Source organism: Sphingobium sp. RSMS (assembly GCF_005406185.4).
Classification (GTDB): Bacteria; Pseudomonadota; Alphaproteobacteria; order Sphingomonadales; family Sphingomonadaceae; genus Sphingobium; species Sphingobium fuliginis.
This window is the reverse complement of sequence record NZ_CM191257.1, coordinates 2147472-2161163: the sequence shown is the minus strand read 5'-3', so window position 1 is coordinate 2161163 and position 13692 is coordinate 2147472. Positions and strand designations below refer to the sequence as shown.

Genomic DNA, 13692 nt, shown 5'->3' with positions numbered 1-13692 from the left:
CCGATGTTCAGGCCGATGCTATGCCCAACCCGCTTTGCGCGAGGTCTTTCCGATGCCCGGGTTGAAGCTGTTGCACGGGTCCAGCGTCATGTAAAAGCTGGCGAGTTCGGGCTTGGCCGCATAATGATGGCCGACATTATGCTCGGCGGGATATTCCGCTCCCTGCTCTGCGAGCCGATCCAGCAGGCGCTGTTTCACGGCTTCGACGTCGCACCCGGGCCGCACCAGATAGTCGCGGTGGAAGACGTGGCAGAAAAAATGCGCATAGGTGGCTCGCGCCACCAGTTGCGAGCCTATGTCGTCGGGCAATTGCTCGACCCAGTCCGTGCAGTTGCGCGGGAGCGCCACGTCAAGCGCCACGAGCCCGCCGACGGCGCCGTCCTTCAGCGAAGCGTATCGGATCGCCGCGCCTGCCGCCACGAACCGCAGGAGAAAGGCGCGTTCCGCCTCCGCATCGGTGCATTCGCGCCAACCGGTCGTCTCGCCCTCTCGCTCCACTCCCTCCAGATAGGCGCGCATTTCCTCGATGCCGTCGTCGGCAACCCGGATGACAAGATGATGTTCATATCGGTCGCGATAGTGCCGCAAGGTCGGCGGAAGCGGGCTGGGCAGGAGATTGCCCAGGCGCTGCAGCATCCGGTCGCCGGTGGCCTCCGAACCGGTCCCGAGCCATCTCGCCGCGCGGTCCAGCCCCCTTTTAAGGGCGAACAGGCGGGGCAGCCGCCGGGTGCCGAGATATTTGATCGCGAAAAAGCTGTCGCGACCATAGCGTTCCGACATCAGGATCGTCTCACGGCTCAGATATTCGGCGGAGACGGGAAGGTGTGAAAAGGTCCCCAGCACGGCGCGTCGCAATCGGGTGAAGACGGCTGCGTCGTTGGTCGCGACGTAGAATGTCCGGTTTCGATCGTCCCTCCGGAAGGTGTCGAGCCGCACGGCGAACACCGCGACGCGACCGGCGGAGCCGGATGCGCCATGGAGTCGCCCCGGATCGGCATTGTAGCGGGCGGGAGAAGGATCATCGATCTTTCTTACCCGCCGATCATAGTCGGTGTCCGAGGCGGCCCGGATATTGCCGGCCGGCGGCCCATCGTCGAAGCGACCGCTCTCCAGCCGGCCCAGAATCTCTTCGGCATCGTCGCCAAGTTCCAACCCCAGATCGTTCACGAGGCATAGCTGCCCGTCTTCCCGCAAACGGGCATAAAGCGCATATTCCGTGTAGGCCGGTCCGCGTCGCAAGAGCGCGCCGCCCGAACTGTTGCAGATGCCGCCGATCACGGAAGCGCCGATGCAGGACGATCCGATGACCGAATGCGGCTCGCGCCCCAGCGGTTTCAGCAGCGCCTCCAGGTCGTAGAGCGTGGCGCCCGGCAGGGCGACGATCTGCCGTCCTCCTTCCAGCAGGTGAATGCCGGACAGCCTGCGCGTTCCGATGATCACGACCGGGCGCCCGTCATAGCCGGCGACATGCGGCGTGGACCCGCCTGTCAGTCCCGTGTTTGCAGCCTGCATGATCACGATGCCCTTGGCCTCGACCACGGCCTGCAAACAACGCCACAGCTCGACGAGGGTGCCCGGCAGCGCCACGGCCGACGCCCCGCCACCGGGATATCGATAGCCCTGGGTGTAGGGGCGCATATGCGCTTCGCCGGTCAGGAGGTGTCGCCTGCCGACGATCCGGACGAGCTTTCCGGGCAGGTCCGCCGGATCCGAATTCAAATGCATGCCGAACTTGCCTGAAGGAAGAAACGAAGCGGACCAAGGTGACGGCGGATCGGCCTCGTAACAGCATCGGGGCGCCGATCCACGACTGATCGCTTCAGCAGCTTTGAACGTCGCCGGCGCCGCCATAGGCTGTCCAGCCGCCATCCACCGGCACCACGGCGCCCGTCATGTAACTCGCCATGTCGGACAACAGGAACGCGGCGACATTGGCGATTTCTTCGGGCTCGCCAAGCCGCGCCATGGGCGTCCGGCGCGCGATCCGGTCCGTATCGAACGCGCCGTCCTTCACAAGGCGATCGACCATCGGCGTCAGGATGTAGCCGGGCGCGATCGCGTTGACCCGAATGCCATGATGGCCCCATTCGGACGCCAGGTTGCGGGTCATGTGGGCGACGGCGGCCTTGGCCGGGCTGTAGGCGGGGCGCCGCGGAATTCCGCCAAGGCCGACCACCGACGAGATATTGACGATTGCGCCATGCCCTTGAGGGATCATGACCCGGCCCGCCGCGCGGCATATGAGGAAGGTGCCGCGCACGTTGATGTCGAGAATGCGCTGCCATCCGTCGATATCGGTCTCCACCACCGACCGCACATTGTCACTGACGCCGGCGCTGTGGAATAGCGCGTCAAGACCGCCGCAAACGCGCTGCACCGTCGCGATCATGGCATCGCAATCCGCTTCCGAGGTCACGTCGCCGGCCACGCTGGCCGCCGCGCCGATCCCGTCGGCCACCGCATCGAGCATTCCGGCGTCCCGGTCGGCCAGCACCACCTCCGCGCCAAGCGCACGGAAGATTTTCGCGCCCGCAAGGCCGATCCCGCTGGCGCCTCCGGTTACCAGAATGCGCTTGTTCTCAAGGGTCAAAGCCGACACCACAAGATCCTCTCCCTGGAGGACCGGGCCGGGCGCGGCTCCGCAAAGCCTTTCCCGGCCCGTCCCGTCTCCTCTGTCAAGCGGCGATCTTCATGGCATCGCGGCCCTTGAGCTGCAGCATCGCCCGGGCTTCGTCCGGCGTCGCCACCTCAAGCGACATGGCTTCCAATATGGTGCGGATGCGCTGGACCTGAACGGCGTTGCTGGTGGCGAATTTGCCGGGACCGTCCCAAAGCGAGTCTTCGAGACCGACCCGGACATTGCCGCCAATGGAGGCGGCGTGCGTGGCGATCGGAATCTGGTTCCGGCCCACGCCGAGAACGGACCATGTATAGGCATTGCCGAACAGGCGATCCGCCGTCCGGCGCATGGTGATGACATCTTCGTAATGCGTGCCGATGCCGCCCCGCGCGCCGAAGACGGTCTGGATGAAGATCGGCGGCTTCAGCAGGCCCTGCTCAAGGAAGAAGAGCGCATTATAGAGATGCGAGACATCATAGCATTCGATCTCGAAGCGCGTGCCGGTCTCGCTGCAGGCGCGCAGGATGCCGGCGATATCGCGGAAGCTGTTCTTGAAGACATAATTGTCGGAATTGCGGAGATACGGTTCCTCCCAGTCATGCTTGAAGTCCTTGAACCGCTTCAGCATGTCGAACAGGCCGAAGTTCATCGATCCCATGTTGAGGGATGCGATCTCCGGCTGGAACTCCAGGCAGGGCCGCAGCCGATCCTCAAGCGACAGGATGGGAGAGCCGCCCGTCGTGATGTTGATCACCACGTCGCATGCATCGACGATCCGGGGCAGGAACTGGCGATAGATGTCGACGTCCTGGCTTGGTTCGCCGGTTTCCGGGTTGCGCGCGTGGAGATGGACCACGGACGCGCCGGCCGCCGCGGCCTCGATCGCCTGGGTGGCGATTTCATCCGGCGTCACCGGCAGGTGCGGCGACATGGAAGGGGTGTGAATCGAACCGGTAATCGCGCAGGTAATGATAACCTTCTGTGGCATCCGACATCTCCAGGGGACGATAGGTGGTACAATCTGTCTTCGAACGGCGATCCATCCTGCGTGACGCGCGGTCCAGGGTCGGTCGCGCGCCTTGATTTGATCAGCCTCGTTTATGTTTTCCATCACCATTCTCGATGCCTGCTTCACCGTATGACGTCGTAAGTCATAGGGAGCGGTGCAGGGGCATCGATCAGGAGGCTTGTTTAGCGGGCGGCGGCCAGCTTGAGGTGATTGTAAGTTCGAGGGAGCTATGCATTTCAGGCATCGATTGGGATTTCACCGCGAATGTCGAATGCATGCCGGCCAGGCCAAGGCAGCATGATCGGAACTGAAGGGGGCGGCAAGACCCCAACATAAGCGAGAGGGAACAGGATGAAGTTGCATCATATCAGGGATGTTTCCGCCGTGGCGGAGACAGGAAGCCTGAGGGCGGCGGGCCGGCTGCTCGGCATCACGCAGCCCGCCATATCGAGAAGTATCAGAGACATTGAAAACGATCTGGGCGCGCCGCTTTTCGAGCGGCATGTGAACGGCGTCCGCCTGACGCCGATCGGCCACGCATTTCTGAAACGCGCCGAAGTCATCCAGTCAGAGATGCGGCGCGCACGCGACGAGGTCGATCAGCTCAAGGGCAATTTCGTCGGACAGGCGTCGATGGCCATGTCTCCGGGAGCGGCCATCGCGCTTACCTCGCGGATATTGCGGAGCTTCCGCCGGAAATATCCGAAAGCTCTGCTGCGCATGCGCCAGGATTTCTTCCAGCCGGTGGAACGCAGCATCAAATCCGGCGAGATCGATTTTTACCTGGGGGCCTACGACCATGAACTGTCGTCCACCTCGCTCTCGGTGGAACGGATCGCAGACAATCAACGGGTGATTATCGCCCGCGCCGGTCATCCGCTCGGCAATGCAAGGAGCATCAGGGAACTGCGTTCGGCTCAGTGGATCAGGCCATCACTCGCGAACCGGCCGGATGAAACGGCGTTCGAGGAGATTTTTGAGCGCGCAGGTCTGCCGCGGCCCGAAATCGTCCTGCATACCACGTCCACGGTGATGACGATGCTGGCGATCGCCGACAGCGATCTCTTGAGCTTCCTGCCCATGCAATGGCTGGAATCGCCGCTGATCAAATCCTTCGTTCAGCCGATTCCGGTCGCGGACGTCGCATTGGCCTGCCCTCCGCTCTGCATCGTGCGGCGCAGCGACCTGCCGCTGACGCCGGTGGCTCAGCATCTCTACGATCTCGCGCGCAATGCGGCCATGAACTATTCCATGGACAGGAAAGTGCCGATGGCGCCGATGGCGTTGTCGGTACCCGATCCGATCCTCGCGGAATGACGGCGGCGGCGGCGGTCGTTCCTGAGGACCGCCGCCGCTTTGCCTTGCTTTCGCGGCCAGGCCGCCGGCTCAGCGGATGCCGATGATTTCGGGGCCTGCCGGGCCGCTCGGCGGCCGAAGCTTGAGCTGCCGTTCGTCTTCTCCAGCCAGCAGGCGCTCGTACAGCGCATCGGGATCGAAGGGTACGCCGATGGGGTTGACGGCAAAGGCTTCGCTGTAGAAGAACGCCGTCGCCTCTTCCAGGCTGTCGTAATTGTCGACCTGGAATTCGACCTGGTTTCCGTCGGGGTCCGAATAGTAGAGCGATGTGGTCGGGCCATGATTGACCGACCATTTCGGCACAATCCCCTTTTCGCGGAGGCGGACATAATTGCCCAGCAGTTCGTGCAGCGACTTGTAGGAATAAGCGATATGCTGAAGGCCGACGACACCGTCCGGCTGTTCGGCCAATCCCTCCACGTTGAGGATCGCGACGCGATGATGTTCTTCGTCATAGGTGAGGAAGACCAGCATTTCCGTTTCGAAAGCGGCGTGCGCGTTCAGGGCGGTCTTGTACCAGTCGGACATCGCCTTGATCTGCGATGTACGGAAAACAACGTGCGCGAAGTGCGTGGGCGATACCACCGGCTGATGTTTTATATCTTCGATCGCGGCAGCGATGGCGGGCATTGGCATGGTTCACCTCCAGAAATTGGAACAAGGTTCCCATGCGCCCCCCGGGTGGGCAAGATTTCAAATTTCGCGCGATGATAACTGCCATGCAGCGCCCACCCTATGCGCCTAACCGGACGATCTTCGGCGTCGGGCCCGATAAGCAGCGTGCATCGCAATGATACACATCTCATCTCGGAAAGGGGCGGCATCGCGATAGTGTCCGGCCATCAGAAGCACGGTTAGCCGGCAACACTCAGGAGAGATCTTACATGACTGTCAGTGAATCCCGCGACGGCGAGCAATATCAGGTGATCATCGCCGGCGGCGGTTCAGTCGGAATGACCATGGCGCTCGAACTGGCCCATCGGGGCCTGCGGGTGCTGATGTGCGAAGCAAGTCCCGAAGGGCATTATCACACGGCGAAGACGAATCTGTCGAACGCGCGGACCATGGAGCATTTCCGGCGGCTCGGCGTGGCCGAGCGGCTGCGCGCCAACGATCCGGTACCCGCCAAATATCATCGCGACGTAACATTCGTCACCCGGGCGAACGGCCAGGTCCTGCTCAACATCGAAGGGGCCTGTGAGTGGAAGGAGCGCTTGCCCATCTCCGCGGAAGTGCCGGAATGGGCCCCGAACCAGGCGATCGAGAAGACGCTGCACGAATGCCTGCTCGAAAAGCCGACGGTCACCGCGCTGTTCGAGACGGAGGTCATCGACTTCTCGCAGGACGAAGGCGGAGTCTCCGTGCGCTACAACGGTCCGAACGGGCCAAGGACCGCGACGGCCGAATATCTTGTGCTGTGCGACGGCGCCCGGTCGAGGCTGCGGACCAAGCTCAACGCGGCCCTGTGCGGCGAGACGCTGGCCCAAAGCATGTCCTGGCACTTCCGGGCGCCGGAACTGACCCATCTGTTCGAAAAGACGCGACTGTCCTCCTTCACCTTTTTCCTCAACGAGGACGGCTATGCCGACGTCGTGCTGCCGCAAAGCGAGAATGACCATTGGGTCTATCTTTCCTCTCCGATTCCCCCGGGCATCGATCCGCTGAGCTTCGACGACTTTTCGAAGATGCTCTTCGCGAGCATCGGAACCGAATTTGAAATCACCGAGGCGACCGGCCGCGCATGGTCCAGCCACTCGCGCATGTTGCCGACCTATAATTTCGGCCGCGTGCTGGTGGCCGGCGATGCCGCCCACCTGACCTCGCCTTTCGGCGGGTTCGGCATGAACATGGGCATCGGCGACGCGGCGGACCTGGGCTGGAAGCTGGCGGCCATGCTTCAGGGATGGGGCGGTCCGATGCTGCTGGGCACCTATTCTCTTGAGCGCAGGGAGGTGGAGCGCTTCATCATCGACGGGTCGGCCTATAATCAAAAGCTTCTCGGAAGCGAGTTGATCCGGCCTCATATGGAGGAGGATTCCGAGCGTGGCGAGGCGGCCCGAAAGGAAGTCTGCGAGCTGCTGGTCGCCGAGAAGATGCAGGAATTCCGAAGCCTCGGCGCCCAGCTTGGCTATCATTATTATTCATCGCCCATTATCGTGCGGGACGTTCGCGAGGCGCCGCGCATGGATTATGCGGAATATACGCCGATGGCCGTGCCGGGATGCCGGGCGCCGCACATCTGGCTGGACGACGGCAGCTCGCTCTTCGACCATTTCGGCGATGGTTTCTGCCTTCTGAAGCTTGGTCCGTCCGTATCGACCCGGGCGCTGGAAGAGGCCGCAGCGCGCTATGGCGTTCCCTTCAAGGTCTTCGAACTGGATCGCCAGGATGCGCGCGATCTCTACGAGCGCAGGCTTATCCTCATCCGTCCCGACCAGCATGTCGCGTGGAGAGGCGACGCGCTGCCCGACGATTGCGACTGGCTGATCAACACGGTCCGCGGCGCCCTCAGCTTCGCTTAGCCGGATCGCGCACCCTTCAGGAAGACCCATCACGATGAAGAAGTTCAATCTCACCATCAACGGGGTTTCGCTCGCCTGCATCGAGGCGGGCGAGGGGCCGCTGGTCCTGCTGATGCACGGCACCTTCGCCGGCAAGCAGCTCATGATGCCGCAATTGCTGCACCTCAGCCGGCACTTCCGATGCGTCGCGTTCGACTGGCCGGGCCATGGGGAATCCGGAGCGATCGCCGGGGGATGGACGGTTGAGGACCTCGTCCCCCTCCTGCCGGCCATGATCGAGGCGCTGGGCGAGGACCGCGCATTTCTGTGCGGGGTTTCGCAGGGCGGCGCGGTGTCCATGCGGGCAGCGCTGGCCTATCCGGACAAGGTCCGCGGCCTGGTCAACATGTGCGCGGGCCCGGGCGGGCCGCCGCCGCCCGCCGCGAAGGTGGTGGCCGACTTCGCGGCGCTGCTGGCCGACGAGCCGGACGAAACGACCCGACGGACGGCAGTCGAAGATTTCGTGAGGCGGATGTTCCACGATCCTCAATTCCCGACCCGCGCGCCGGACCGATTCAAAGAAGAAGTCGACCTTATCCTGTCGCATAAGCGCGGCTATGTGAAATATCTTCCGAATGTCCCGCTCACCTACAAGTTGCTGAACGACGAGGAGCTGGCCGCCATCCGATGTCCGACATTGATCGTCTGGGCCGAATTCGAAAATCGCCCGACGCTCGGCGCGCAGCTCGCGTCCGTGATTCCCGACAGCGAATTGGTGATCATCAAGAATGCCGGGCATCATGTGAATGTCGACCAACCGGAGGCGACATCGCTCGCGCTCGAAGGTTTTCTGCGCAAGCATGCCAAGGTCTAGGCCGCCCATTCGCCGGTGAAGCGATCCGCGCAGCGCCCTGGCCCGCCCGGATATGATGACCGGAATGCATCGCGACGAGGTTTTTCTCGTCTCTTCGATGTCCGGTAAAGCGCTAGCCTGTCGGCGCCGGGACAGCGTTCCAGCTTGGGCGGCCTGGGTCCCGATCGATAACCAACGAACAAAAATGGGGAGGAGAATATGGCGCACCGATATTTGACCGCAGGCGTTTGTCTCGCCGCACTTGTAGTCGCGCAACCGCTTTGGGCGCAGCAGGCGCCCGGCTCCGCGACCGCTGACGCGAGCGCGCAGTCCGGAGGACTGGAGGAGATCATCGTGACGGCACAGAAGCGGTCGGAAAGCCTGCAGAAAGTCCCGATCGCCATTGCCGCCGTCACTCCTCAGCAACTTACCAATTCCGGCATACAGAGCACCCAGGGTCTTGCCGCCGCGCTGCCCGGGCTGCAACTGCTGAATATCGGCGGGAACGTGACCCCCTATGTACGCGGCGTGGGCAGCGGTTTCGCTGCCGCCGGTCTGGAAAGCCCGGTCGCTACCTATGTCGATGGCGTCTATTACGCCAATCCGGCCGACGTGAATATGGATCTGTTCGACATCGAGCAGGTATCCGTGATCAAGGGACCGCAAGGCACGCTTTTCGGGCGCAATGCGACAGGCGGCGTCCTTCAGATCACCACCCGGGAACCGAGCGTGACATTCGGCGGCCGCGCCCGGATCGGTTTCGACGAGTATGAAACGCTGAGAGCCGACGGTTTCGTGGCGGGCCCCCTGTCGGAAACGGTTCGGGCAAGCCTTGCCGGAACGTTCAGCCATCAAGGGCAGGGCTGGGGACGCAATGTCTTCACCGGGCACGACACCTACAAGGCGGATCATATCGCCGGCGTGCGCGGAAAGGTGGAGGCCGATCTCAGCGACACGACCGTCATCCGCCTGTCGGCCGACTATTCGGATCGCCACGGGCCCATGGCCATGAACTTCCGCGCGCTGCCGGGAACGGGCATCGCATTTCCCACTCCCCAGCCGACGCGGCCATGGGACACCAAAAGCTATGTCGACGCCCAGAATGACTATAGCGGCGGTGGAGTCTCGGTCACGCTCGGCCAGGACCTTGGCGATCTGAAACTGACGATGATCAGCGCATATCGCAAGTCGAGGAACTTCTTCCGCCTGTCGCCATCGGTGACGACGACCCCCGTTCTGGACATTAATTCCACCGATCATTCCGAGCAGGTGACGCAAGAGATCCAGCTCGCTTCGTCCGACTCCGGGCGTCTGACGTGGCAGACGGGCTTCTATTATTTCTACAACAAGGCCAATCGGAAGCAGGCGCTTTTCTTCCGGCCGGGATTCGCCGCCAACCTCGGTCTGCAGGTCGCGGGCGATCCAGCTGTCGGACCGATGATCTTTCCCTTCGACGGAGAGAATGTCGATGGAACGCAGCGGGTGGATTCGGCTGCGGCCTATGCGCAGGCGACCTACAGGATCACGGATTCGACGCGGTTCACGGCCGGCTTCCGCTACACCTGGCAGTGGACGAAATTCCATGGCACCGATGTCTTTACGCTGCCGGGCGGAGGCGCGGTGACGGTGGCGGATATTGCCGGCGAGAAGAGCAGCTTCAGGAAGCCGACCTGGCGTCTGGCGCTCGATCATGATTTCGCGCCGAACGTCACGGGCTTCGTGTCCTATAATCGCGGCGTGAAGAGCGGCGGGTACAATATCAGTACGCCGATCAATCCCGTGTACCTGCCGGAACAGCTCGACTCCTACGAAGGGGGCCTGAAAAGCGAATTGTTCCAGCGCCGGGTTCGGCTGAATGTTTCCGGCTTCTACTATAATTACAAGAATATCCAGGTTCCGGCGTTCTCGACCGTCCTGATCATCGTCAATGGCGCATCGGCGGAGCTTTACGGCCTCGATGCCGAACTCACGGCGAAGGTGGGCGACAATCTGACGTTGAACGCCGGCGCCAACCTGCTGCATGCCAGGTTCAAGTCCTTTCCGGGGGCGACGTTCACGACGCCTCTGCCGAACGGCCAGCCGAACTCCGGCTTCCCCGGCGACGCGAGCGGGAACACCATTCCCTATTCGCCCAAGCTCACCTATACCTTCGGCGCAACCTACACGATCCCCAGTTCGGTCGGCGAATTCGCGCTCAATGCGACGGACAGCTACAATAGCGGTTTCATGGCGGAAGCGGACAACCGGTTGCGGCAGGACAGCTACCATTTCCTGAACGCCTCCATCGCCTGGACGTCGCCCAGCAAGGCGTTCACGGCGCGTCTCTACATCAACAACATATTGAACAAAGCCGTCGTCAGCCAGTTTTCGACCGTCGCCGGGATTTCCTACATCGGCGACTATACCAATCCGCCGCGTATATTCGGCGGATCGCTGGAATGGAACTTCTGACATGGCCCCGCGAAGGTCATCCAGGCTTATGGACGGTATCAGCCTCAGTGATTTCACGGGATATGGCCAAGCCGCTATGTTCGCTCAACAGCTATAAAGGACTAAGCATGACCGCATATATCATCGGCTGGTCGCACTCGAAATTCGGAAATCTTGCCAATGAGACGATCGAGAGTCTGATTGTCGAGGCTGGGGCCAGCGCGATCGCCGATGCAGGTCTGGAGCCCGGCGACATCGACGCGATTTTCGTCGGGACCATGAATGCCGGCATGACGCGGCAGGAGTTCGTATCCTCGCTGCCACTGGCCATCAGCGACGATCTCCGCTTCAAGCCTGCGACGCGGGTCGAGAATGCCTGCGCGACCGGCAGCGCCGCGGTCTATCAGGCCCGGAATGCGATCGCGGCAGGCGCGGCGCGGCGCGTGCTGGTGATCGGGGCGGAAAAGATGACAGAGCTCGGCAGCGCGGCGGTCGGCGATTGCCTGATCAAGGCATCCTATCTGCCGGAGGAAGGCGAAACGCAGGGCGGCTTCGCCGGTGTGTTCGCGGGCATCACGGACGCCTATTTCCAGCGCTACGGCGACAAGTCGGACGTGCTTGCCCGCATCGCCGCCAAGAACCACCGCAACGGCGTCGCCAATCCCTACGCCCATGTGCGGAAGGATCTTGGCTATGAATTCTGTCGCGGCAACGACAAGAACCCGCTCGTTGCGGGCCGTCTGCGGCGGACCGATTGCTCCATGATCTCCGACGGAGCCGCCGCGCTGGTGCTGGCCGACGCCGATACGGCCGCCGCCGCGGCGAAGGCGATCGCGTTTCGGAGCGCCGTGCACGTCAGCGATTTCCTGCCCGTGTCCAGACGGGACATCATCGCCATGCCCGGACCGAGCCGTGCCTGGCGGCAGGCGCTGGCCGATGCGGGCGTCGGCCTTGACGATCTCAGCCTGGTCGAGACGCATGATTGCTTCACCACGGCCGAACTGCTCGCCTATGAGGCCATGGGGCTCACTCCCCAGGGACAGGGCGAGCGGGCGATCCTGGAAGGCTGGACCGAAAAGGACGGCAAGCTGCCCGTCAATCCCTCAGGCGGCCTGAAGGCCAAGGGCCACCCGATCGGCGCGACGGGCGTATCCATGCATGTCCTGGCGGCCATGCAGTTGCAGGGCGAGGCGGGCGATTTCCAGCTTCCCGGCGCCGACCTCGTCGGGCTGTTCAACATGGGCGGCTCGGCGGTCGTCAACTATGTCAGCATCCTGGAAGCGCGGAAGTAGTCGTCACGCATCCGCGCAAACGGCTTCTCAGTTGGCATCCTTCCGGGCTTCCGACCTCTGGGTTGGGGCGTCGGCTCACGGCCAAAACCACGCTTGCACCCTTTCGGCGCGCGCGCCATGATCGAATGCCTATTCGGCGGCCCACCGTTCGCGCCCAGGCCTTCCAGCATGGGAATCGCGGCGGGGTGCGCTGAAGGGATTTCGATCGGGACCTGAACCGCCAGCAACAGGATTCCGGCTGGAGGGGATAGGATGGAGCTGACCCAGTTCGACATCAACCTGCTACGCGCCCTGGATGTGCTGTTGCAGGAGAAAAGCGTGACGCGGGCGGCCCGCAGGCTCTTCGTGACCCAGCCGGCGGCGAGCGGGTCCCTGCAGCGGCTGCGGGAGATTTTCCAGGATCCGCTGCTTATTCGCGTCGGCCGTGGGATGGAACTGACGCCGCAGGGGCAGGCGTTGGTCGATCCGGTCCATGAGGCGATCCTGGTCATTGAGCGGCTGCTGCAGGTCGGCCCCAGCTTCCATCCACGGACGTCGCAGCGCACGTTCCGCTTCGCCATGTCGGATTATTGCACCCATACGATCCTGCCGGGCCTGATGCAGCGGATCAGCATCGAGGCGCCCAATGTCAGGATTGCGGTGGCTGAGCGGTTCACCAAGGATTTCGATCCGCTTCAACTTGGCGACCTCGACATGCAGATCACCCTCGACGATCAGAGGGTCTTCGCCGATGATGACCAGTTTCAGGCGATGAACCGGATGCCGCTGATCGAGGACCGTTTCGTCTGCGTCGTCTCCGCCGATCATCCGGTGTCGTCGCCGTTGACGCTGGCCGAATATACGCGCTTTCCCCATGCAAGCTCCAACCATGACATTCCCACCGTGCCCGATGTCGCTCATCGGCTCGCGGGGGTCGCCACCCATGACCGCGTCATGATCGGCAGCTTCACCAGCCAGCTTTTCCAGCTCCCCGGAACCGACATGATCGCCATCGCGCCCTATGAATTGGCGGCGATGCTCGCGCCGATGCTCCATCTGCGCATCATGGAGCCGCCATTCGCCGTCGATCCGATCACGGAGGCGGCATTCTGGCATGCTCGCAACAACAGCGATCCGGGCCATGTCTGGTTGCGGGGGCTGCTCCAGGAAATCAGCGCGGACATCCGCAGCAGGCGAGAAGCGAGGCAGCGGGAAACGCCAGGCGCTGCCGCGTCAGGAGATCGCGGTCGCTTGAAACGCCTCTAGCCGCCACTGTCCGTCCTGCTGGACCCAGACCTGCAGGACCTGGGCGCGCAACGAGACGGTCTGGTCGTTCGCCCGTATCTGAATCACACTGTCCATCGAACCCGTCATGACCGCGACCGTGCCGAAGAGCCGAACGGCCAGCTTGTCCCGCCTTATGTCGAGGAAGAAGACATCTTCCCTGACGAAGCGCAGATACTCTTCCAGTGTCTCGCTATGTCCTGGCGTATGCGTGTGGGACAAGGTGGGCGACAGAAGCCGGGTCAGCGCGTCATGGTCGCGCGTCACCAACGCTTCGCGCCGGCGACGCTCGGCGTCATATACCGCCTGCACCTCTGCATCGTTCGTATCGGACATCATTGCCTTCATGCACCATGGGTTCTGAAATG

The 13692-nt window shown here is 62.8% G+C and carries 11 protein-coding genes; 6 read left to right on the top strand and 5 right to left on the bottom strand.

Annotation, left to right across the window (positions count from 1 at the left end):
* Positions 1-18 precede the first annotated feature (18 nt).
* The 3 genes from dld to kce all read right to left on the bottom strand — a co-directional run bounded on the left by dld (position 19) and on the right by kce (position 3608).
* A complete protein-coding gene (gene dld / locus EGM87_RS10345; RefSeq protein ID WP_044660072.1) occupies positions 19-1725 on the bottom strand; it encodes a D-lactate dehydrogenase in 1707 nt (568 codons plus the stop codon).
* Positions 1726-1819: 94 nt separating this feature from the next.
* Positions 1820-2599 (bottom strand): SDR family NAD(P)-dependent oxidoreductase, encoded by a 780-nt coding sequence (locus EGM87_RS10340; RefSeq protein WP_229742397.1) that lies wholly within the window; start codon positions 2597-2599, stop codon positions 1820-1822.
* A gap of 76 nt (positions 2600-2675) precedes the next feature.
* Positions 2676-3608: a 3,5-dioxohexanoate:acetyl-CoA acetone transferase gene (gene kce / locus EGM87_RS10335; RefSeq protein ID WP_044660070.1), complete on the bottom strand. Its 933-nt coding sequence runs from the start codon at positions 3606-3608 to the stop codon at positions 2676-2678.
* Between the two features lie 372 nt (positions 3609-3980).
* Here kce and EGM87_RS10330 point away from each other — a divergent pair, with 372 nt between their 5' ends.
* Complete coding sequence (locus EGM87_RS10330) at positions 3981-4946, top strand: LysR substrate-binding domain-containing protein (RefSeq protein WP_052628058.1); 966 nt, start codon at positions 3981-3983, stop codon at positions 4944-4946.
* A gap of 69 nt (positions 4947-5015) precedes the next feature.
* Here EGM87_RS10330 and EGM87_RS10325 read toward each other — a convergent pair whose 3' ends face one another.
* Positions 5016-5621, bottom strand: coding sequence for a VOC family protein (locus EGM87_RS10325; RefSeq protein ID WP_083198884.1), 606 nt, complete (start codon positions 5619-5621; stop codon positions 5016-5018).
* A gap of 248 nt (positions 5622-5869) precedes the next feature.
* On the opposite strand from EGM87_RS10325, the gene EGM87_RS10320 reads away from it, so the two are divergent.
* From EGM87_RS10320 to EGM87_RS10300, 5 genes are all read left to right on the top strand, one after another.
* Positions 5870-7507 (top strand): FAD-dependent monooxygenase, encoded by a 1638-nt coding sequence (locus tag EGM87_RS10320; protein WP_137710339.1) that lies wholly within the window; start codon positions 5870-5872, stop codon positions 7505-7507.
* A 34-nt stretch (positions 7508-7541) separates the two neighbouring features.
* The gene (locus EGM87_RS10315; RefSeq protein WP_044660069.1) at positions 7542-8360 is read left to right on the top strand and encodes an alpha/beta fold hydrolase; all 819 of its coding nucleotides are present in this window, start codon (positions 7542-7544) and stop codon (positions 8358-8360) included.
* A gap of 198 nt (positions 8361-8558) precedes the next feature.
* Complete coding sequence (locus tag EGM87_RS10310) at positions 8559-10790, top strand: TonB-dependent receptor (RefSeq protein WP_052628056.1); 2232 nt, start codon at positions 8559-8561, stop codon at positions 10788-10790.
* A gap of 107 nt (positions 10791-10897) precedes the next feature.
* The gene (locus EGM87_RS10305) at positions 10898-12061 is read left to right on the top strand and encodes an acetyl-CoA acetyltransferase (protein ID WP_044660068.1); all 1164 of its coding nucleotides are present in this window, start codon (positions 10898-10900) and stop codon (positions 12059-12061) included.
* A 252-nt stretch (positions 12062-12313) separates the two neighbouring features.
* Positions 12314-13306 carry a LysR family transcriptional regulator gene (locus EGM87_RS10300; RefSeq protein WP_052628055.1) on the top strand — a complete coding sequence of 331 codons (993 nt, stop codon included), beginning with the start codon at positions 12314-12316 and terminating at the stop codon, positions 13304-13306.
* On the opposite strand, the gene EGM87_RS10295 is transcribed toward EGM87_RS10300, so the two are convergent.
* Positions 13274-13660 carry a nuclear transport factor 2 family protein gene (locus EGM87_RS10295; RefSeq protein ID WP_165363305.1) on the bottom strand — a complete coding sequence of 129 codons (387 nt, stop codon included), beginning with the start codon at positions 13658-13660 and terminating at the stop codon, positions 13274-13276. The two genes, EGM87_RS10300 and EGM87_RS10295, sit on opposite strands and share 33 nt — an antisense overlap.
* Positions 13661-13692 lie beyond the last annotated feature (32 nt).